12 protein-coding genes are annotated in these 21144 nt (G+C 34.6%); 8 read left to right on the top strand and 4 right to left on the bottom strand.

Annotation, left to right across the window (positions count from 1 at the left end; all coding sequences use genetic code 11):
• Positions 1 to 185: 185 nt before the first annotated feature.
• The 3 genes from ERX46_RS07190 to ERX46_RS07180 are packed head-to-tail and all read right to left on the bottom strand — an operon-like array spanning position 186 to position 4359.
• Positions 186 to 2375, bottom strand: coding sequence for a PepSY domain-containing protein (locus ERX46_RS07190; RefSeq protein WP_130093162.1), 2190 nt, complete (start codon positions 2373 to 2375; stop codon positions 186 to 188).
• Positions 2376 to 2389: 14 nt separating this feature from the next.
• Positions 2390 to 2896, bottom strand: coding sequence for a DUF2271 domain-containing protein (locus tag ERX46_RS07185; protein ID WP_130093161.1), 507 nt, complete (start codon positions 2894 to 2896; stop codon positions 2390 to 2392).
• Complete coding sequence (locus ERX46_RS07180) at positions 2893 to 4359, bottom strand: ankyrin repeat domain-containing protein (RefSeq protein ID WP_130093160.1); 1467 nt, start codon at positions 4357 to 4359, stop codon at positions 2893 to 2895. The genes ERX46_RS07185 and ERX46_RS07180 overlap by 4 nt, the downstream gene beginning before the upstream one ends.
• A gap of 190 nt (positions 4360 to 4549) precedes the next feature.
• Here ERX46_RS07180 and ERX46_RS07175 point away from each other — a divergent pair, with 190 nt between their 5' ends.
• From ERX46_RS07175 to ERX46_RS07150, 6 genes are all read left to right on the top strand, one after another.
• On the top strand, positions 4550 to 5803 hold the full coding sequence (locus tag ERX46_RS07175) for a T9SS type A sorting domain-containing protein (RefSeq protein ID WP_130093159.1): 1254 nt from the start codon (positions 4550 to 4552) through the stop codon (positions 5801 to 5803).
• A 205-nt stretch (positions 5804 to 6008) separates the two neighbouring features.
• Positions 6009 to 6926 carry a DUF6607 family protein gene (locus ERX46_RS07170; protein WP_207214131.1) on the top strand — a complete coding sequence of 306 codons (918 nt, stop codon included), beginning with the start codon at positions 6009 to 6011 and terminating at the stop codon, positions 6924 to 6926.
• A 101-nt stretch (positions 6927 to 7027) separates the two neighbouring features.
• Entirely contained in the window at positions 7028 to 9307 is a 2280-nt protein-coding gene (locus tag ERX46_RS07165) for a TonB-dependent receptor (protein WP_130093158.1), read from the top strand.
• An 11-nt stretch (positions 9308 to 9318) separates the two neighbouring features.
• A complete protein-coding gene (locus tag ERX46_RS07160; protein WP_130093157.1) occupies positions 9319 to 10278 on the top strand; it encodes an HmuY family protein in 960 nt (319 codons plus the stop codon).
• A 114-nt stretch (positions 10279 to 10392) separates the two neighbouring features.
• Positions 10393 to 12531: a two-component regulator propeller domain-containing protein gene (locus tag ERX46_RS07155; protein ID WP_130093156.1), complete on the top strand. Its 2139-nt coding sequence runs from the start codon at positions 10393 to 10395 to the stop codon at positions 12529 to 12531.
• A 714-nt stretch (positions 12532 to 13245) separates the two neighbouring features.
• Positions 13246 to 14592 carry a carboxypeptidase-like regulatory domain-containing protein gene (locus tag ERX46_RS07150; RefSeq protein WP_130093155.1) on the top strand — a complete coding sequence of 449 codons (1347 nt, stop codon included), beginning with the start codon at positions 13246 to 13248 and terminating at the stop codon, positions 14590 to 14592.
• 88 nt (positions 14593 to 14680) lie between these two features.
• Here ERX46_RS07150 and ERX46_RS07145 read toward each other — a convergent pair whose 3' ends face one another.
• Entirely contained in the window at positions 14681 to 15817 is a 1137-nt protein-coding gene (locus ERX46_RS07145) for a PDDEXK nuclease domain-containing protein (RefSeq protein WP_130093154.1), read from the bottom strand.
• Positions 15818 to 16052: 235 nt separating this feature from the next.
• Between ERX46_RS07145 and ERX46_RS07140 the strand changes: the two genes are divergently transcribed.
• Together ERX46_RS07140 and ERX46_RS07135 are read left to right on the top strand one after the other, a co-directional pair.
• A complete protein-coding gene (locus ERX46_RS07140; protein ID WP_130093153.1) occupies positions 16053 to 18677 on the top strand; it encodes a valine--tRNA ligase in 2625 nt (874 codons plus the stop codon).
• Positions 18678 to 18852: 175 nt separating this feature from the next.
• Positions 18853 to 20850 (top strand): urocanate hydratase, encoded by a 1998-nt coding sequence (locus ERX46_RS07135; RefSeq protein WP_130093152.1) that lies wholly within the window; start codon positions 18853 to 18855, stop codon positions 20848 to 20850.
• The last annotated feature ends 294 nt before the right edge of the window (positions 20851 to 21144 follow it).

The following is a 21144-nucleotide window of genomic DNA, read 5'->3' as shown; positions in this document are numbered from 1 at the left end:
TCTGAACTGTTACTTATATTGAAGTTTTTTAATTCAAATAGTATCTTTCAATTCAAAAAGTGAGGATGATTAGAACTAAGTCCTTGTGAGTAATCTTGGTGGTATTGAGGTTGAAATCTTATTTGTATTAGATAACTAAATTCAATAAATGGTTCCTTTGAAATTCAGGGCAGAACGTGATCGTTTTAATAGCAATCCATTAAAATCCTGCCCTTTTCAATAAACTTCTCAAGTGGTTCCATTTTTTCTTCTTCGAGAATATTTTTCAATTCCTCTAAAACTCCGTCTCTCATTTTAATAGAACCGCAAATCATAATACTGCCTTTGTTCTGGAGTAAGTGGACAACTTCTTCCTTATTTTCGTTCACTAAATCCTGAACATAACGATTATTGTCTTTCTCTTTGGACAATGCGAAATGCAAGGTATTGAACAAGTCTGTTGATTTATTTTGCTGGATTATTTTATGGTATAATTTGAAGCTTAGTGGATTTCTTCCTCCCAGAAAAAATGTTTTCTTTTGCTTGGAATACATAGATGTCATTCCTAAGAAAGGCGCTATTCCTGTTCCGTTGGCAATCATTAAAACATCTCCTTTTTTAGGCAGATGGAAAGATTTATTTTCTTTAACGTAAGCTGAAAGATCATCACCAACTTCTTGAGCTAATAAATAGGAAGAACATTCTCCTAAATCATGCTTTTTGATGCTGAGAAGTATATTTCCTCCTTCTGTTTTACCAATCGAATAATAGCGGGCCAAATCATCTCCTGGTGGTGCGACTGCTAATAAATCACCTGATTGGAAGTTTATATTTCCTTGTGGACTTAATTCTAAAGTGAAAGTTAAAACATATCCATCATCGACTAATTGCTTTTGTTCGACTTTAAAAGTCGATAAAATAGCGGGTCTCTTTTGATCTTCGTTGGGAAGTTCCAAATCTATAGAATGACGCTTTTTCCATTCTTCAATCGATAACCCAAAACTAATGTATGAGCGTCCATCAATCAATGTTGGCAGTGCTTTTAGTATAAATTCTTTATTCTGATTTAGCATTTCATAAACATCAATAGCAAACTGACAAAACTTTGGATAAATCATAGAACCGAACCCAATAACATGCGTTTCCAGCGTATTCAATTGCTTTAATTCATTTACTTTTGAAAGAAAGTTCCTCGCTTTAAATGGCGCTTCTCCATCGCCATAAGTTGAGGTCATGATTATTAAATGTTTCGCTTTTGGAAATACTTGATAGTAATTCATGTCGGTAGTAAAAACAGATTTTCCTGATTTCAATAATGCGTTATGAAGAATATTAGCGAATTTTCGTGTTGAACCGTTCTCAGAACCTACCAAAATGATAAACTCAGCTACTTCTGGACCCACTTTGTTCCGCGTTTTAGAAGACAGTCTTTTCCATGTAATCTTAGTTCCTGAATACATGAAATAAAGCAGATTTATTGAAATCAATCCCAATACGATAGACCAAACCCACTGTCCTTTTCCAGTATGCAGCGTCATGGATAAGGCAGTTAAATTTTGAATCCAAGTGGTATTTTGTTCACTTACCACTTCTCCAGTAAATTGATGAATTTTCAATTTTTGTTCCAGTAATTCCAAATGATAATAATCTTCTTCATCTTCAGAAAAAGGGAATTCCAATTTTATAACTTCTGATAATATAGTTTCTTGAAATATGGGAAAGGACGCTGGGTTGATTGTTTCTTTTTGCAGCGCAGTATATTCTATTTCTGGATTTAAACTTGTTTCAAATTGGGTATTTAAGAATAGAATTGTTCCAGAAAGCGACATTATTGCAATTGGGATAAAGGTCAATCTTCCCAGTAAAGTATGATAGTATTGCGCGTTACTTTGTTTTTTAATCCAGGTAAAAATATGTCGTAAACCATTGGTACGTTTTATAACCAATGCAATTCCAGAAGCCGCCATCAAGAAAAGCAGGAAAATTGTTATTCCCATAAGTATTCGACCAGTATTGTGCAAGAAAAGTGAACGGTGTAAAGTGGTTACCCAAGTGTACAATTCATTTTTAGGTGGAATATCCGCTAGTTTTTCTAGAGTGCTTGGATGAATGTAAAATTCTCCATCTTTATTTTCTTCAAATCCAATAACATCAATTCTCACCGCTTTTTCTCTATCGACTGACAAAGAAAAGACCTCAATGTATTCCTCTTTTAAATGAGGAACAAGTTGCGCTAAATTAATGGTGTCTGCGGCAAGTTTATCACTTGGAGAATTAAGGTGTTCGGCAACTGGCTCAGTAGAAAGGATAATTCCAGTTACTGAAGCGATGAGTAAAAAAATACTAGAAAACACTGCCAAAAACAAGTGACTATACCTCCAAAAATGAGTCAACATAGAATGCCGTGCGTTTATTTATTGACAGGAATTAGTCTTACTTGACGAATATATCCTTCTGTTCCTTCATATTTACCAAGCTTTAATTGTTCGCTTGTCAATTGAACAACAACATCTTTAGCATGATAACTTTTGTCTTCAACTGCCGATTCAAAACGAAGCGTATAAGCTTGATCAATGTACTTTTTGTTAATTTCGAACGCAACAACTGAGCGTTCTCCACTTCCAATTGTAGCGCCAGTTACACCGTCTAATCTCGGTTGATGTCTAGCCTTTTCTCTACACGCATACCAAGATTTCAAATCTGGATACCATTCATGGTCGTCTCCTAAAACGCGCAATGTTTCAATGTAATCTCCTTTTGAATTTACTATAGAAACAATCACATAAGCGCCTTCACCTTGGTAGTTTTTCAGCTGAATTAAACATTTATATTCTCCACCAACGGATTGTGCATTAGCATTATGCGTAGTCAACGTTAATGCTGAAATCAATAATCCAAATACTAATATATTTTTCATTTCTGTAGTTTTAAAAATTCTAAATCACCTTCTAAAAGCTCATTACTTCTAGCCAAATCATAAACAGTTTCATCGAAATCAGTTTTCACACCTTTTTCAGCTCCTTTACTGATTAAGAATTTAAGGAATTCTGTATGGTTACCTTTCATAGCAGCCAATTGCAAAGCTGTGATTCCATCTTTATTCTTAGCGTTAATATTAATACCAGATTTTAGCAAAATATTTACTAAGTATTCGCTTTCAACAGCTGTAGCTAAATGGATTGTCTTATTCTGAATTTCTACTTTCTTTCCATTTAAAACCATAAAGTAATGTTCGAAAAACTCCCTGTCTTTGTCATCAAAGGTGTCAACCAAATGTGTTATTAAATTATCTCCAGATTTATCTACTATTTCAAAGTCTAAACCTGCTTTCAAAACACGTTCGGCCAATCCTGAATTCCTTGCTCTCAAAGCATAGGTCAGTAAACTATATCCTTCTTCGTTAACCAATGCTTTGTCCTTCGTTAATTCATAAAGTGAAGACAATGCAACAGTATTATTTCTTTCTGCTGCATTCATTAAAGGCGTATTTCCTTCATTATTTATCTTTTGAACATCAATATTCTGCTTAATTAAATAAGAAAATACCTCAGCACTTTTATTTCCTAATGCCACATAATGCAGCAAATTATTTTCTGAATTATTGCTCATTTTTGTATCTAATCCTAGCTTCATTAAATATTCAAAAACAGGAAGGTCATTATAAAACCTGCGTTTTCCTTTAGCTGCAAAGAACAATGCATTTTCATTGTTTTCATTGCGTGCTTTTGGATCTAAACCTGCTGCAATAAGTTGATTAAGCAATTCGATATTCCCTTGCGCGCTAGCATAATGAAAGACTGAACTTCCTTCGTTGTCTACTGACATTATATTCAATCCGTTATTAATGAAGTAATCAAATGCCTTGATATCGTTCGCTTGTTGTGCCAAATAATGAATTACAGTTCCTCCATCTCGGTTGGGCGCTTCAAGTTTCAATTCATATTTCTTATACAATTCATAGATTCGGCGATCTGTAATACCTCCCATTGCTGTGAAAGTCTGTAGATTGTTTCCTTTATCATCAATTATATGAATATCAGAACCAGATTCCATTAGAATTTTCACCAATTCATAATTCCCTTTATATCCAGCCCACATGAGGTAGTTCCTCGCATCATGGGTGATTTTACTTACTTCATTTCCTTCAATATTCAACAGAAATTGAATTGTTGCTAAAGGAGTGTTGTTTAAAATAGCATAAGCCGTCGCATCAAAATTAAAAGTAGAGAATTCAGTTGGACTGTTTCCGTTCTTTATTTCATTTTTGACTTGCGCTATAGTTGTTGTTTCATTCCAAAATGATCCCTCAAGAAATACGTTTTTTTGAGCGCTTATATTTATAATTCCGATCAAGAAAAGAGTACATATTATTGTCTTCATACTAATTAGATTAATTCTAAATAAGGCAAAAGTAGATAAATTATCAGAGCGAAATCAATTAACTATAAAAATACCCTGAACTAGGTATTTTGACCTCAAACCTAGTGAATACCTAGTTTCTGGTATTGGCACTTCAATATCCTGCCTATACCTTTGTAATCGTTATTTATAATTAATCTAAATAAAAACAATGAAAAAATATTTACTTTTTACGTCACTTCTTTTCGCAGGAAGTCAATTTACAAACGCACAATCAGTTTCAGAAACTGTAAGTATTGGTGCAGGATATGCAAATGAAACTTGGTACAGTTTAGAAAACGGTGATCAAGGAACAAAAGCAGCTGCAGATTGGGATTTAACTTTCGATTTATCAGGGTTCGGAACATCAATTAGAATAAATTCTGGAAATGGAATATTGCTTTATCCGTATCCCAATGGAGACATTAGCGATTGGGCAACTGCCGACACAACTGGTTTATTTAACTGGACAGCAGTTTACAATTCTGAAAAGACCTGGTTTAACGGTGCATTAGACCAAAATATCAACCCAAATGACCCTTTTGATGTGGGTTGGGGAATTTACAATATGAATACACACATCATTTCAGGAGATTCAATTTTTATTATCAAATTAATGGATGATTCTTACAGAAAACTCCGCATTGATAACATGGCAAATGGAGCTTTCAACTTTACTTATGCAAACATTGATGGAACAAATGAAATCGGAGCTTCCATTGTAAAAGCGGATTATACAGACAAATTGTTTGGCTATTATTCTATTCAAAATGAGTCAGCAGTTGACCACGAACCTGTAACTATTGAAAACTGGGATTTATTCTTCGGAAAATACACTGGTTTTATTCCAACACCATACAATCTAACTGGAATTATAGCTGGTCCGAACACTGAAGTAGTGCAGATTGATGGCGTTTCAGATGTTGCCAATTACAACGATTGGTCAACAGAAACATTCACTAATGACATAAGTACTATTGGCGCAGATTGGAAAGAATTTCAATTTTCTACAATGAGTTATAGTATAGCAGATGACGTTGTTTATTTTGTGAAAACGCAAACTGGAGACATCTGGAAAGTTATTCCTACTGGTTTTAGTGGAAATACAGACGGAAATTTTGTATTCACAAAAGAGAAGCTTTCCGCGTTATCAATTGATGAAAACGGAATTCAAAAATCAGAAGTTGTTGTATATCCAAATCCTGCAACAAATAATGTCTCTTTGATTTTAAACAACATGAATTCTAATGCTACAACAGTTCAAATCATGAACATGGAAGGACAAATAATGTATGAGCAAGTATTTGTTGGAGATTCTAGTTTTGATGTAAAAAATGTTCCTGTACATTCTTTTAGAAGCGGGATTTACATTGTAAATGTTCGTTCTGGAAGTCAACAGTTTAATCAGAAATTGATAATTAAATAAAATACGCATCGGGAACTTTACTCGTAAATTACTTCTCCCATCACTTTAGCATGGCGCCATGTCGGAACTTCGACAGGCTCAGTCACCGAAGGGTAATCCGTTGGCTGAGCCTGTCGAAGGCAACGAAAGAGTTGGAAGAAAACAGCAAACGATTTACGAAGTATTCGATAAACATTTAATAAATAATTAAAACAAATAATAAACTATGAAAAAAATACTCTTTATTGCTTTAGCTTTAACAAGCACAATTGCTTTTACTCAAAAAGACAAGAAACAACAAGACCGCAAATCAATTTTAGAAATGGAAGGTTGTTATAAAGTGACTTTTGATTTCGCAGAAACGTTCTCACCAGATACTGGTTATGTGAAATACGATGATTATTCATCGCACGCAATTGAGTATGTTTTTGCAATAGAAGATGAACCAGATTTCATATCGCTTCAACATATTTTAGTGGTAAATGACACTTTTATAGTGAAGCACTGGCGCCAAGATTGGTTGTATGAAAATCAAACAATTTTGATGTTCGATAAAGACAGAACTTGGAACAATAAGAAGATTTCTAAGAAAGATGCCAAAGGAACTTGGACACAAAAAGTTTTTCAAGTTGATGATAGTCCACGTTATGAAGGGTACGGAACTTGGGTTCATGTAGACGGGAAAAACTACTGGGAATCTACAGCTGATGCACCATTGCCAAGACGTGAATTATCTGTAAGACAAGATTACAATGTTACAAAACGTCACAGCAGAATGGAAATTACTAAAAATGGTTGGAATTTGGAACAAGACAACGAGAAAATCTACCGTGACGAAAACGGAAAAGATCAACTTATTACTTGGGAAAAAGGACATGAAATTTTCACTCGTGGTGAATACAATTGTCAACCAGCAATCGATTGGTGGAAAGAAAATCATAGATTTTGGGCTGATGTTAGAACTGTCTGGGGAGAAACAATCGCTGCAAATAAAACAATGAAATTTGAGAGAAAAGTGGATAAAAAACTAATGTATGAGCACTTATTTGGAATGGGTGACGAATACACTGGTGACAATTATGACCAGGCAAAAGCGAAAAAAGAAATTCAATCTATAATCGAGGCTTACCTAAATCAAAAATAGTTTTTTCATAATTTGTTTTAATCCACCTATTCTGATTAAGGCCCGGAATGGGTGGGTTTTACACCAAAAAAAACTGGGTTGACTATTAAAAGAAAATTATCATGACAAAAGCGAATTTTAAAAGCACTTTCTATACAATCGTTTTACTTTTATTTTTTACACCATTCGTTATTGGTCAAACCATAACGGTGATTTCTCTTGAAGATAGTCAGCCCATTCCTGGTGCTAGAATTACGGTTCAATTGAATGAAAAAACATACAACTTTACGACTCCAATTAATGGTGAACTGAATATTGACAAAGCATTAACTCAAAAACCTTTGACAATGACCATTTCATTTATGAGTTATGAAACCAAGAAACTGGAACGATTGGTTATTTCAAAAGATACAGCAATTGCTTTGGCTCCTGCTGTTCGACAATTTGATGAAGTGGCAATTACAGCGCAATACAAATCGCAGTTAGTAGAGAAAGCAGTCCATAATATTAAGGTAATCGATCGTCAAAAGATTGATGCGATGGCTGCCCAAGATTTAAAAGATGTTTTGACCAATGAGTTAAATGTTCGATTGGGAGAAGATAATATCTTAGGAAGTAGCATGCAACTCCAAGGAATTGGTGGAGAAAATGTTAAAATTCTTGTGGATGGAGTTCCATTAACGGGAAGATTAAACGGAAATATTGATTTATCCCAAATTCCATTAGAAAGTATCGAACGTATTGAAATTGTTGAAGGTCCACTTTCTGTGAGTTACGGAACGGATGCTTTGGCTGGAACAATTAATATAATCACGAAAAAAAATCAAGGAAAGAAATTCGAAGTCAATTCCAACAACTATTTTGAAAGCAGTGGAAAAGTGAACAACACTGTTTCATTGGGATGGCAAATCAAAAAACACCAGATCCGATTAGAAGGAGGTCGATACTTTTTTGATGGTTGGGATCCTTCTCACGAGGCATTTCATTACAATCCAAAACCAATTGCTGACAGTTCACGTTCGTTGCAATGGAATCCAAAAGAACAGATTTTTGGAGGAATAAATTACAGATACAATAGAAAAAATACCTTGTTTAATTACAGCGGACAACTTTTTAATGAGAACATCATAAATCGGGGAATGCCGCGTCCGCCTTATCAACAAGCGGCTTATGATGATTATTACAAAACAAATAGAGTCAATCAACGCGCGAATTTCCAATACCGTTTCAAAGACAATTACCGTCTTTCATTTATTGCAGCTTATAATGGCTATTTCAGACAAAAGAATACTAAAGTTCGAGATTTAACGGATATTTCTGATGTAATTTCAGGAAATCCAAGTGATCATGATACTTCACAATACCATAGTTTTATTTCACGAGGAAGTTTGATTCAAACCAAGTCGAATAAAAAGATAAATTATGAAATTGGATATGATATTCTCTATGAAATTGCGCGAGGAGAAAGAATTTTAGATGGACAACAAGCGATTGGAGATTATGCGATTTATGCAACTGCAGAATATTCGCCTTTTAAATCATTGATTATTCGTCCGGGAATTAGATACGGTTACAATTCCGAATACACTTCTCCTGTCACGCCATCTTTAAATATTAAATATGATTTGTTGCAAAATGATAAACAACAATTGAGTTTACGCGCATCTTATGCCAGAGGTTTCCGCGCTCCTTCAATAAAGGAATTGCATTATGTTTTTGTGGATATCAATCACAATATTGTTGGAAACCCAGATTTAGAAGCTGAATATGCGAATCATTTCAACTTGTCATTACATCAAAATATTCAATTAAAAGATGTGAAATTGAAAAACAAAGCAGTTTTATTCTACAATGATATTCACCAATTGATCACGCTGGCACAAGCTTCAGCAACGGAATATTCTTACTTCAACTTGGACCGATATACGACAACTGGAATTCAATTAGAAAGTAACTTGAATTATAAAAACATTACCGCAGGTGCTGGAGTTGGATACATTGGGAGATACAATGATTTGGCAGAAGAAAATTCAAATTCAACAGACTTCCTATTCTCTCCTGAAGTGAAATTTAACTTACAATACAATTGGGAGAAAATCGGTTTGCAAACTGCTGTTTTCTATAAATACACAGGTGTTTTGCCAAATATCCGCATGAATGCAGACGGAGAATTATACGAATCTAAAATTAGCGATTATCACATGGCGGATTTAACGGTTTCGAAATTTGCTTGGAACAAAAAACTAAAATTTACAATGGGAGTTAAAAACCTTTTCAATGTGACTTCAATCACTGGTTCTGCAAGTGGCGAGGGAGCACATTCAGTAAGTTCTGGAAGTGTGAGCATTGGAATGGGACGTGTTTATCATTTTGGAATTCGACTTAACATTAATTCAAAATAAATTTAAAAGAGATGAGATTTATAATATTATTAATTACCGCTGTTTTACTGAGTTCATGCTTAAAAGAAGAACTTCCTGTTCCGAAAAGAGAAGCTGGAGACATTAAAGTCGGTGAAGTCAGCATGGGAGGAAACTACGAATATCAGATTTACTTTGATTTCTCGACCAACCAAATGACAGGAAAGAATTCTAAAAACATTTGGGATATCGGATTTGAAACAGGTGAAAATGGAAGCCATGTCATCATCAATACTGCAAGAAATATGATGGTTTACACGACAGATAAAATGAATTTATCACATGTAATGAGTAAAGATGGATACATCGTGAATCCGAAATTTGACAATGCAACTGGGGATTTAGATTCTACAGGAATTGGAAATTGGGAAGATGGATTTGTGAGAATTCTGGACATGGGTTATTCTTCCACAGGAAACCCTCTTGGATTTTATAAACTAAAAATCATTGAAGTTACTCCAACAACTTACACTTTTGAATTTGGTAGTTTAGAAGCTTCTTCATCTTCTACCCGCACAATTCTTAAGAAAGACGAATACAATTTTACTTATTTCAGCATGATGAGCGATGCTGAACAAGATGTCTCGCCAAAAACGAAAGATTGGGATATCGTTTTCACCCAATACGTTCACCAGTTTTATGAACCCGTTGTAACACCTTATTTATTGACAGGATGTTTAACAAATCGTATTGAAACGAAGGTTAGCGTCGTTACAGAAGTTGACTTTGAAGCCATCGATTTAAACTATGTTGCTGGTTTGGAATTATCAGAAAATACAAACACAATAGGGTTTAGTTGGAAAATATTAGTCGGAAATGATTACGAAATTAATATGAATATTTCTTACGTAATTCAAGACCACGAAGGAATTTATTACAAAATGAGATTTATTGATTTCTATTCAGCAACAGGAGAAAAAGGTAATCCTATTTGGGAGTTTGTGGAGTTGTAATACTGCGCCTCAAAAAAAGTATTATTAAAGAAACTCTTGCAAGGTTTTTAGTGTCATTTTCCAACCTCGGACTGTAAATCCACGTTATGGAGAAAAGAATTAAAAACCCGCACTATGAAAAATTATATTCTAGTACTCCTGTTTTTTACTGTAAATATGATAAATGCTCAGACTACTAACTGGGCTAATTTTACGAACAATGATAAAATTTATGATTTAGCTGAAGCAGGCGATAAATTATGGGTGGCTACAGAAGGAGGTGGAGTCACTATTGATCAAACTACAGGCGAAATTAAACATTATTTAAGTTCCAATACAGATTTGCCAGGTGTGCATTTAACCGGTCTGAGCAGGGCAGGAAATGGGAATTTATGGTTTGATGTCTATGAAAAAGGCATCTCTAAATTTGATGGCACGCAGTGGACAAGTTTCACCCGTTCAAATTCAGCAATTCCAGATTCTAATGTTGCTTTTGTTAGAGAGAGTGAGAATGGAGATGTTTGGATGGTTTCTTCAGATCTTAAAAATCTAATAAAGTATGATGGACTCAACTGGAATGTCTATAATTCTTCCAATACATCATTGCCAGATTACCTAGGGGAATTTGTTTTTGATAGTAATGGAAGTATCTGGATGAGATCTTATAATCTTGGATTATTAAATTTTGACGGGACAAATGTTGCCTACTATCTTACAAATAATTCACCGATTCTTAATAATGAAATTACAGACATAGTAATAGATACTAATGACAATATATGGTTGTCATCATATAATGGAATTTCTAAATTTGATGGACAAACTTGGATAACCTATACTGTTTTTAATTCTTCACTTCCTAGGAGTAGGATTAAGCAGTTGATGATTCATAACGATGAAATCTGGGCTATTTGGCTCGAGGATACAGGTTTAGGTGGTGGTTTGATTAAGTTTGATGGAACAAATTGGAGTGAATATAATTCAACAAACTCAAGTTTACCATCCAGTTTACAAGGGAATTTACAAATTACTTCCAACGGAGATAAATGGATGCTCACTGGAACGTGGCCTAACTCACAGATTATTCAATTTAATGGTTCAACAACTGTTTATCATGATATTTCAAATTCTCCTTTGCCGTCAAATAGAATTAAAGATATAGCCCTTGATTTTGATAGAAAGTTGTGGTTGATAGATAATGAAAGTAACTCTTCGAATGGTTATCTGTTGTCTTATAAAGACTATGAATGGGAAACCTATCTTCAGAACTCAAATACTAGGTGGGTGAGCATTCAAAATGATTCAATTATTTGGATGGGACTGCATGGAGGAGTAAGTAAGCTTGAAAATGGAAACACAACATTTTATAATACAGCAAACTCGGGTGTACCCATAAATTCTGTTACTGCAGCAACCGTCGATTCCTTGGGGAATATGTGGTTTGCATCGTTTTATGGACTGGTGAAATATGATGGATTAAATTGGATAGTTTATGATGCATCAAATTCAATGATGCCCCAAACCTTAATAAATGATATTGCTGTTGATGCATCAAATAATATTTGGCTGGGAACTCACAATCATGGATTGTTTAAGTTTGATGGCATCAATTGGGAGAATTACACCACTTCGAGCACTGGGAGTCCTTTAGATCAGATTTGGAATTTGGAACTTGACCAACTAGGAAACTTGTGGGTTGGAACAATGTATTATGGTATTGCAAAATTTGATGGTACAAATTGGACGACATATAATTCAGTAAATTCAAATTTACCCTCTGATAATATTTCAGCTCTAGGAGTTGATAATCAGAATGATTTGTGGATTGGGACAAGGGAAGGAGTTGCTCGTTTTGATGGTGCGAATTGGGATTTCTTGACAACTGAGAATTCAGGACTTCCACATAGCGTAGTATATGATTTTGAATTTGATGATCTAGACAACGTTTGGATGGCAACTGGAGGAGGTGGTCTAGCAGTTTATAACCCAAATGGTGTAAACTTAAGTACCTTTGAAAATTCACTAAAAACAAATGATTTTAAGTTTAATATTTACCCAGTTCCGTTTAATGATAAATTAAATGTTGACATTGAAAAACGTCTTGTTGGTTCGTCATTTGTGTTATATGATATTAACGGGAGAAAAGTAGGGATTTTTGAATTAAATGAAATTAGCACCCAAATAACGCCTAAGTTAAATGAAAAAGGGATGTATTTTTATAATATCGTCAACGATAATAGGGTTATTGGAACGGGGAAAGTGATACGGAATTGAATTGATTGAGACGGGTATTTGTATTTGGTTAATAGGTTGAATTGGTCAGACAGTGACTGACCAATTGGGTTGAAGCTTAAAATGTAATTCGTCCTCAAGTTGGGGACTAATTTGATGACATTCAAAAAAGGATAGGTGAGAAAGGAATTTTTAGTCCTTAAAATTGAGTTTAAAAAGTACTATAATCTTTCTATTAATTATTGCTTTTCTTGTCCTTTAATCTTTGAAGAAATAGAATTCCTCTTTGTGTCCTTTTTATATAGCTGTTTAGACCTTTTTGGTTTGTCTGGAATAGTCCATTCAATGAGCCTATCTTTTATAAGTTTTGCTAGCACTAGTCTAAGTTGCCCAGAAATTCTTTTTTGCTTTAATATAGCCAAGTACTCAATATATTTTTGTAATTAGTTTTGACAAACACTGCTATGAAAGCGATTCCCGATTCTTTCCAGATCAATTGAATTTCTGGATATATCTTGTTATTCTGTGTCTTGTAGTTGGTCAGAATTCTGATGATCATTTGAATTCAATAAAGCTATATCCGTAAAAAAAAAACACCTTATATTTCTAATTTTATTTCTTTAGACCACAATCCAAAGTAAGTATGCCGATAAAATCAATAGTAAATTTAAGTAGGGGTAAAATGCGAATTTGATATTAGTTTAGGTGGAATTGAAAATGTAAGGAAGTTGTGATTTTCCAATTATAAGTCTATTTTTGAAAGGAGTATCACTAACGCAACTTTACCGATATATGCAAATTATTCAAAAAACAATAAATTCAAAAAAGTACTTTCTATTATTTATTTCAGCATTATTTTTCAGTCTGAATGGAATTTCACAAATTATATGCAATCAATTAATTGATAGAACCGGTGAGCCAATTGCTTATGTGAAAGTCATTAATCACACTACCAAGACAGGCAGTTATTCAGATAAAGATGGTAAGTTTTGCATCGATTATTTAACAGAAAACGATTCTGTAATAATATTTTCTGGTGGAGAATATGAAACGATCTCGACCTCCATTAGAGATATGAGATTGATGGAGATTTTGTTAGTAAAAGCGGGGAGTGTGCTAGAATTTTCTGAAGTGTCAATTGTTTCGCCTAAAACATTTTTTTTAAACGAGTTTGATCATAGTCAAGCTGGAGTTTCTCTTACAAATGGTGGAGTTTTGAGCAGTTATATTTTCGCAAGTGAAAATTATAGAGGATTAATAAAAAGTATTTCGGTTTATGTTTTAAATTTTGAAGATGATTACATAATTATTCCAGCAATTTATGAGTACGATCTTAAGACAGGTTCTGTGGGTCGAAAAATTTCGATAAAGAATTTCCAATTGGATAGTATTAAAAAACAAAGTTGGAATAAGATCGAAATTTTAGATACCATTTATGCCCCAGAGAATGGATTTTGTGTTGGATTTGAATGTATTCCAAAAAGTAGAGAAATCTCATTGGCTGAAGTTTGTCAAAATTCATCCATCACTTTCGGAGCTTATTCGCAGAAGAAAAGAGAAGAAGATCGAACATATTATGTCATTGGTGCAGGTACTGGTAGATGGATTCAGTTGGCAAAAGCGGCTTGGGGTGTCCGTAATATTCTAAACCTTGCGGTAAAAGTAGAATTGTCGGGTAGTGAAATTGAAACTAATGCAAAGAGTTTTGTACGCCAGAAAAAGTTATTGAGAAAAGTAAAGTCTGAGGAATTAGATTTAAGTCAAGAAACTATTAATGATTTGTTTTTATCAACTATAAAAGTGATGGAATTAAATGATTTTAAAGGACTAAATCAGCTAATTAAAATTGAAAAGAAAAATGAAGATGTTTACATGGATTTTCTGAAAAAGAAGCAAAATAACATAATTTTTGATTATGACCAATTGGTATTCTGGAAAAGCTGTGTCAGTGAATTGCCAACTGCCGAAGTAATCTTGCTTGAAGAGAATTATTATTCCATCACTTTTTCAAATTTAGAAACCATTTATTTATTTTTCGAAAATGAAAAGTGGTATATAGATTACATGAAATGCAATAAGCTTGATGTTTTGGTTGCTCAATAAGTTTTGAGAATTAACTTGAAAAGTTATTGAATAGAAGGCTGTTGACGATGATTTTATACTCAAAAGGATTTTCCTCATTTTTCATGCATTAGTCTAAATTATTTAAATAATCAGCCAACTCCTCTTTGCTGGGTAGATTTATCATATATTTTTGTACAAATATTTTCTCTTTTATTCCTGCTGTAGCATACTTTACAGTGGTTTCTCCTTTTTCTGTACATAATAGTATTCCAACTGGCGGATTGTCGTCCTTTTGAGTTATTTCCTCTTTAAAGTAATTCAGGTAGAAATTTAATTGGCTTGCATGGTTGTGTTTGAACTTTTCGGTTTTGAGCTCAATGATAACGTGACATTTTAATATTCGGTTATAGAAAACTAAGTCTACAAAGTAATACTCATCATCTATCAAAATGCGTTTTTGTCTTGATTCAAAGCAAAATCCATTGCCCATCTCTAAAAGGAAGTGCTGTAAGTTTTCTATTAATGCTTGTTCTAAATCAGATTCTGTAACTATTGCTCTGTCACTCAATCCTAGAAATTCTACACTAAATGGAGAGTTAATAATATGATGCGGCTTTAAATGCGTGGCTTTTTCATTTACGTACTCCGATAATTTCGCTTTATCTTTTGAAATGCCAGATCGTTCAAAGTAAAGTGATTCTATCTGTCTTTTTAATTCGCGAACAGACCAAACCCCTTTTGTACACTCTAATTCGTAGAAAGCACGCTTTAAATCATCCTCTATTTTTAGTAATTCCACTAAATGAGAAAATGATAACTTGCTTATTATTTTATTCGGTCCAATTCCTATTTTGTCGAAGGATTTGAATTCATCAGTTAATGACTTTATTATTGGTAGTTTGAATTGGTCAGACAGTGTCTGACCAATTGATAAATTGAATTGGTCAGACACTGTCTGACCAATTGGGTTTTCTTTAAAAAAGTCACTAATGGATTGGCTTATAGATGGATATATCTTATAGAATTGTCTAAATGTTTTTAGATTAGTAACAGACAAACCATTAATCTTAGTTGATTTAGAAATCTCAATAAGAAGTTGGTCACCATAATTTGCTCTGTCTTGCCCTTTTTGTTCAAATTCAACAATATAGAAACCAATAAGCCAGTTTCTAACAGTCAGTCCTCTGTTAATCGCTTTAGCAACAGAAGACTGCAACACGTTATGTGTCATTTCTATATTTTGAATAAGATTATTATAATTCATAATTTAATTGGTTAATGATCAAATCTGCTATGAATGAATTTGAATAAACAGAAAAGTACAATTACTTGTCAGATTTCCATCCACAATATAGCAACTTTCTCTAAACCTCAAACCTACCCAAACCCACATTCCAAAAAAAAATATCATTCACAATTACCCTAACAACATTTATTCTCCCCAACCCACTACCAATTCCTACTGATTAATTATCTTTGTCTCAAACAAGAAAATAAGCATGGAAATTCCTAAAACATACGAGTCACAGAAGTCTGAAGAGAAATGGTACAAACACTGGATGGATAAAAATTATTTCCACAGTGAGCCAGATGACAGAGAACCATATACCATTGTAATTCCACCGCCGAACGTGACGGGAGTTTTGCACATGGGACACATGTTGAACAACACGATTCAAGATGTTTTGATTCGTCGTGCACGTATGCAAGGTAAAAACGCTTGTTGGGTACCAGGAACAGACCACGCATCTATTGCTACAGAAGCAAAAGTGGTGAATAAATTACGTGGAGAAGGAATTAAGAAATCCGACTTAACGCGTGATGAATTCATGGAACATGCATGGGAATGGAAAGAAAAACACGGAGGAATCATCTTGGACCAATTGAAGAAATTAGGTGCTTCATGTGACTGGGAACGTACTTCTTTTACCATGGACGAAAGCTATGCTGAATCTGTGAAAGATGTTTTTATTGATTTATATAAAAAAGGAAAAATATACCGTGGCGTAAGAATGGTGAATTGGGATCCATCTGCAAAAACGGCGCTTTCTGATGAGGAGGTAATCCACAAAGAAGTGAATTCGAAATTATACAACGTTCGTTACCAAATTGAAGGAACGGACCAATGGTTAACAGTTGCTACAACGCGTCCTGAAACTATTTTAGGAGATACAGCAATTTGTGTGAATCCAAACGATGTGCGTTATGTAAATTTAGTTGGTAAAAAAGCAATTGTCCCTATCTCAAACCGCGCTATTCCGATTATCCAAGACGATTATGTGGATATGGAATTTGGAACAGGTTGTTTGAAAATTACTCCAGCACATGACATCAATGACCACGAAATGGGTGAGCGTCACAACTTGGAAGTAATCGATATTTTAAACTCTGACGGTTCGTTGAATGAAAAAGGATTGCATTATAAAGGAATGGATCGTTTCGAAGCGCGTAAAGCAATTGTTGTTGAGTTGGAAGAAAAAGGTTTCATGGTAAAAGTGGAAGACCACATCAACAAACTTGGTTTTTCTGAAAGAACTGATGCTGTTATTGAGCCGCGTCTTTCTTTGCAGTGGTTTGTGGACATGAAAAACATCTCTGAACCAGCATTGGAACATGTTATGAATGGAGACATTAAATTCTATCCAGACAACATGAAAAATACGTATCGTCACTGGATGGAAAATATCAAAGATTGGTGTATTTCTAGACAATTGTGGTGGGGACACAGAATCCCAGCTTGGTATTATGGTGAAGGAGAAAACGAATTTGTAGTTGCTAAAACGAAAGAAGAAGCAATTGAATTAGCGAATGAAAAAGCCGGAAGAACAATCACAGATGTTGAGTTAAATCAAGACGAAGATGTTTTGGATACTTGGTTCTCGAGCTGGTTGTGGCCAATTTCTGTTTTCGATGGATTAACGAAGCCAAACAATAAAGAAATAGAATATTATTATCCAACGAATGATATCGTTACCGCTCCAGAAATTATGTTCTTTTGGGTAGCGCGAATGATTATTGCGGGATATGAATACATGGGTGAAAAGCCATTCAAAAACGTTTACTATACTGGAATTGTTCGTGATAAATTAGGCCGTAAAATGTCTAAATCATTGGGGAATTCTCCAGATCCAATTAAGTTGATTGAAGATTTCGGAGCAGATGGTGTACGTATTGGAATGTTGGTTTCTTCACCTGCAGGAAATGATTTGCCGTTTGATACAAGTCAATGTGAGCAAGGAAGAAACTTTACAAATAAGGTTTGGAATGCTTTCCGTTTGGTGAGTTCATGGGAAGTTCAAGAAATTGAACAACCAAAATCTTCTGCAATTGCAGTGGAATGGTTCGAAAGTAAATTGAACGAAACGTTGATTCACATCAATGATCAATTCGATAAATTTAGAATTTCTGATGCATTGATGGCTTCTTACAAATTGGTTTGGGATGATTTCTGTTCTTGGTATTTAGAGATGATTAAACCAGCGTATCAACAACCAATTGATGCGAAAACAAAAGAGCAAACGATTGCTTTCTTTGAAAAGTTAATGAAAATCATTCATCCATTTACGCCATTTATTTCTGAAGAAATTTGGCATTTGTTGAGAGACAGAAAAGATGGAGAAGATATCATTGTTGCTACTTGGCCAGAAACTGGAAAAGTGGATGAAACATTGATTGCTAACTTTAAAGATACAGCAGATATAATTTCTAACATTCGTAACATCCGAAAGCAAAATAACATTGCCAATAAGATAGAAATTGAACTGGGAATTGTAAAAAGCAGTAATCACCACGAACAAATGGACCCTGTTCTTGTTAAAATGGGGAACGTTGCAGCACTTTCATATATCACGGATAAATTAGCGAATTCATTCTCATTTATCGTAAAAAATTCATCTTACTACATTCCATTTGGAGATACAGTAGATATTGAAGGAGAGATTGAGAAAGTGAAAGAAGAGTTAGAATACACGAAAGGATTTATGAAATCTGTTCAAAAGAAATTGGGTAACGAAAGATTCGTAAATAGCGCACCAGAACAGGTCGTTAATATCGAAAAGAAAAAGTTAGCCGATGCCCAAGAAAAGATTAAAATCTTAGAAGAGAAAATTAATAACTTAGGTTAGAGATATTCTCCAAAACAATATTTAATTACTACCGAAATCCTGAAGGGATGAAGTATGTTAGCCAAGGATAAAATCCTTGGCTATGAAATAATAAATATTGGTTGAAACCCTGAAGGGGTGGTGTAATTTTTATGTTCGAATTGGTTATTAAATAATATAATTAAAACAAAAATACATGGTTTTAGAAGATATTCAAAAAGACATTCAGGAAGGAATCCCATCAGTACTTCCTCCTGCTCAACCGTATGATTCATCTGTAAATCATGCTCCAAAAAGAAAACATATTCTTTCCGAAGTGGAAGAGAAATTAGCGTTGAAAAATGCTTTGCGTTATTTTCCCTCAGAACAACATGCAGAACTGTTGCCTGAATTTAAAGCGGAATTAAAGACTTACGGTAGAATTTATATGTACCGTTTCCGTCCAAATTATAAGTTACACGCCAGAGATATTAAAGAATATCCTGGGAAATGTGACCAAGCAAAAGCAATAATGTTGATGATCCATAATAACTTGGATTACGCAGTAGCACAGCATCCGCATGAATTAATTACGTATGGAGGAAATGGTGCGGTGTTCCAAAACTGGGCACAATACCGTTTAACGATGAAGTACTTGTCTGAAATGACAGATATGCAAACTTTAGCGATGTATTCTGGACATCCGATGGGACTTTTTCCATCGCATAAAGATGCACCGCGTGTTGTGGTAACCAATGGAATGATGATTCCAAATTATTCGAAACCGGATGATTGGGAGAAATTCAATGCATTGGGCGTAACGCAATACGGACAAATGACAGCAGGTTCTTTTATGTACATCGGACCGCAAGGAATTGTACATGGAACAACGATTACTGTATTAAACGCAGGAAGAAAAATCGCAGTTGACGGAGAAGATTTAGCTGGTAAATTGTTCGTGACCTCTGGATTAGGTGGAATGTCAGGAGCGCAACCAAAAGCTGGAAATATCGCTGGTTGTATAACCGTTTGTGGAGAAATAAACGAAAAAGCTACAACTACTCGTCATTCTCAAGGTTGGGTAGATGAGGTGATTTCTGATTTGGATGAATTAGTTACCCGAGTTAAAGTTGCCAAAGCGAATAAGGAAGTTGTTTCCATCGCTTATCAAGGAAATATAGTTGACGTTTGGGAGAAATTCGATGAGGCCAATGTTAAAATTGACTTAGGATCTGACCAAACTTCATTGCATAATCCATGGGCGGGAGGATATTACCCTGTTGGATTCAGTTTAGAAGAATCGAATAAGATGATGGCTGAAGATCCAGCACAATTTAAAATAGAAATTCAGAAAACATTGGTTCGTCATGCTGATGCTGTAAATAAACACACAGCCAAAGGAACCTATTTCTTCGATTACGGAAATGCATTTTTATTAGAAGCATCCAGAGCCGGAGCAGATATCATGGCAGAAAACGGAATTGATTTCAAATATTCATCTTATGTGCAGGACATAATGGGTCCCATGTGTTTCGATTATGGATTTGGACCATTCCGTTGGGTTTGTGCTTCGAACGATCCAGCAGATTTATTGAAAACTGACGAAATCGCTTGTCAAGTTTTAGAAGAATTACAGAAAGATAGTCCAGTTGAAATTCAGCAACAAATGGCCGACAATATCCAATGGATAAAAGGCGCGCAAGAAAATAAATTAGTTGTTGGTTCACAAGCGAGAATCTTATATGCAGATGCATTGGGAAGAATGAAAATCGCTGAAGCATTCAACAAAGCCGTTGAAAGAGGAGAAATTGGACCAATTGTTTTAGGAAGAGATCACCATGATGTTTCAGGAACAGATTCTCCATACAGAGAAACTTCTAACATTTACGATGGTTCACAATTCACTGCTGACATGGCAATTCAAAACGTAATCGGGGATTCATTCCGTGGTGCAACTTGGGTTTCTATTCACAATGGTGGTGGAGTAGGTTGGGGAGAAGTAATCAACGGAGGTTTCGGAATGTTACTCGATGGTACAGCAGACGCGGATAGACGCCTGAAAATGATGTTGCATTGGGATGTGAATAACGGAATCGCAAGAAGAAACTGGGCTAGGAACGAAGGAGCTACTTTTGCTATTAAAAGAGCTATGGAAATGGAGCCGTTGTTGAAGGTTACGGTTCCGAATTTGGTGGATGAAAAATTATTTAATTAGAAATTACGAATTACGAATTTGGGATGGAACAAAATCCACGCAAAACAATAATTTAAAATGGAATACGCAGGGACGGTTTGCAACCGTCCTTTTCCATTTTTAAATTATTGTGTTTTAAAATATATAGGGTTAATCGATAGGTTGACCCTTTTTTGGTTGCTTTTGTTAATTAAATGAAAGGATGTTCTAAGAAATTTGTCTTTAATGATTGTTGCCTTCGATAGGCTCAGTCAACGAGGTAACGCTCCGGTGACTGAGCTTGCCGAAGGCACTGGAATTTGAAGGCTATTTTTG

This window comes from Brumimicrobium glaciale (assembly GCF_004152935.1).
Lineage (GTDB): Bacteria > Bacteroidota > Bacteroidia > Flavobacteriales_D > Crocinitomicaceae > Brumimicrobium > Brumimicrobium glaciale.
This window is presented reverse-complemented; position numbering and strand designations above follow the sequence as displayed.

Coding starts and splice junctions, on each gene's coding strand:
- ERX46_RS07190 (WP_130093162.1), bottom strand. CDS start 2,375: ATGTTGACTCATTTTTGGAGGTATAGTCACTTGTTTTTGGCAGTGTTT.
- ERX46_RS07185 (WP_130093161.1), bottom strand. CDS start 2,896: ATGAAAAATATATTAGTATTTGGATTATTGATTTCAGCATTAACGTTG.
- ERX46_RS07180 (WP_130093160.1), bottom strand. CDS start 4,359: ATGAAGACAATAATATGTACTCTTTTCTTGATCGGAATTATAAATATA.
- ERX46_RS07175 (WP_130093159.1), top strand. CDS start 4,550: ATGAAAAAATATTTACTTTTTACGTCACTTCTTTTCGCAGGAAGTCAA.
- ERX46_RS07170 (WP_207214131.1), top strand. CDS start 6,009: ATGAAAAAAATACTCTTTATTGCTTTAGCTTTAACAAGCACAATTGCT.
- ERX46_RS07165 (WP_130093158.1), top strand. CDS start 7,028: ATGACAAAAGCGAATTTTAAAAGCACTTTCTATACAATCGTTTTACTT.
- ERX46_RS07160 (WP_130093157.1), top strand. CDS start 9,319: ATGAGATTTATAATATTATTAATTACCGCTGTTTTACTGAGTTCATGC.
- ERX46_RS07155 (WP_130093156.1), top strand. CDS start 10,393: ATGAAAAATTATATTCTAGTACTCCTGTTTTTTACTGTAAATATGATA.
- ERX46_RS07145 (WP_130093154.1), bottom strand. CDS start 15,817: ATGAATTATAATAATCTTATTCAAAATATAGAAATGACACATAACGTG.
- ERX46_RS07140 (WP_130093153.1), top strand. CDS start 16,053: ATGGAAATTCCTAAAACATACGAGTCACAGAAGTCTGAAGAGAAATGG.
- ERX46_RS07135 (WP_130093152.1), top strand. CDS start 18,853: ATGGTTTTAGAAGATATTCAAAAAGACATTCAGGAAGGAATCCCATCA.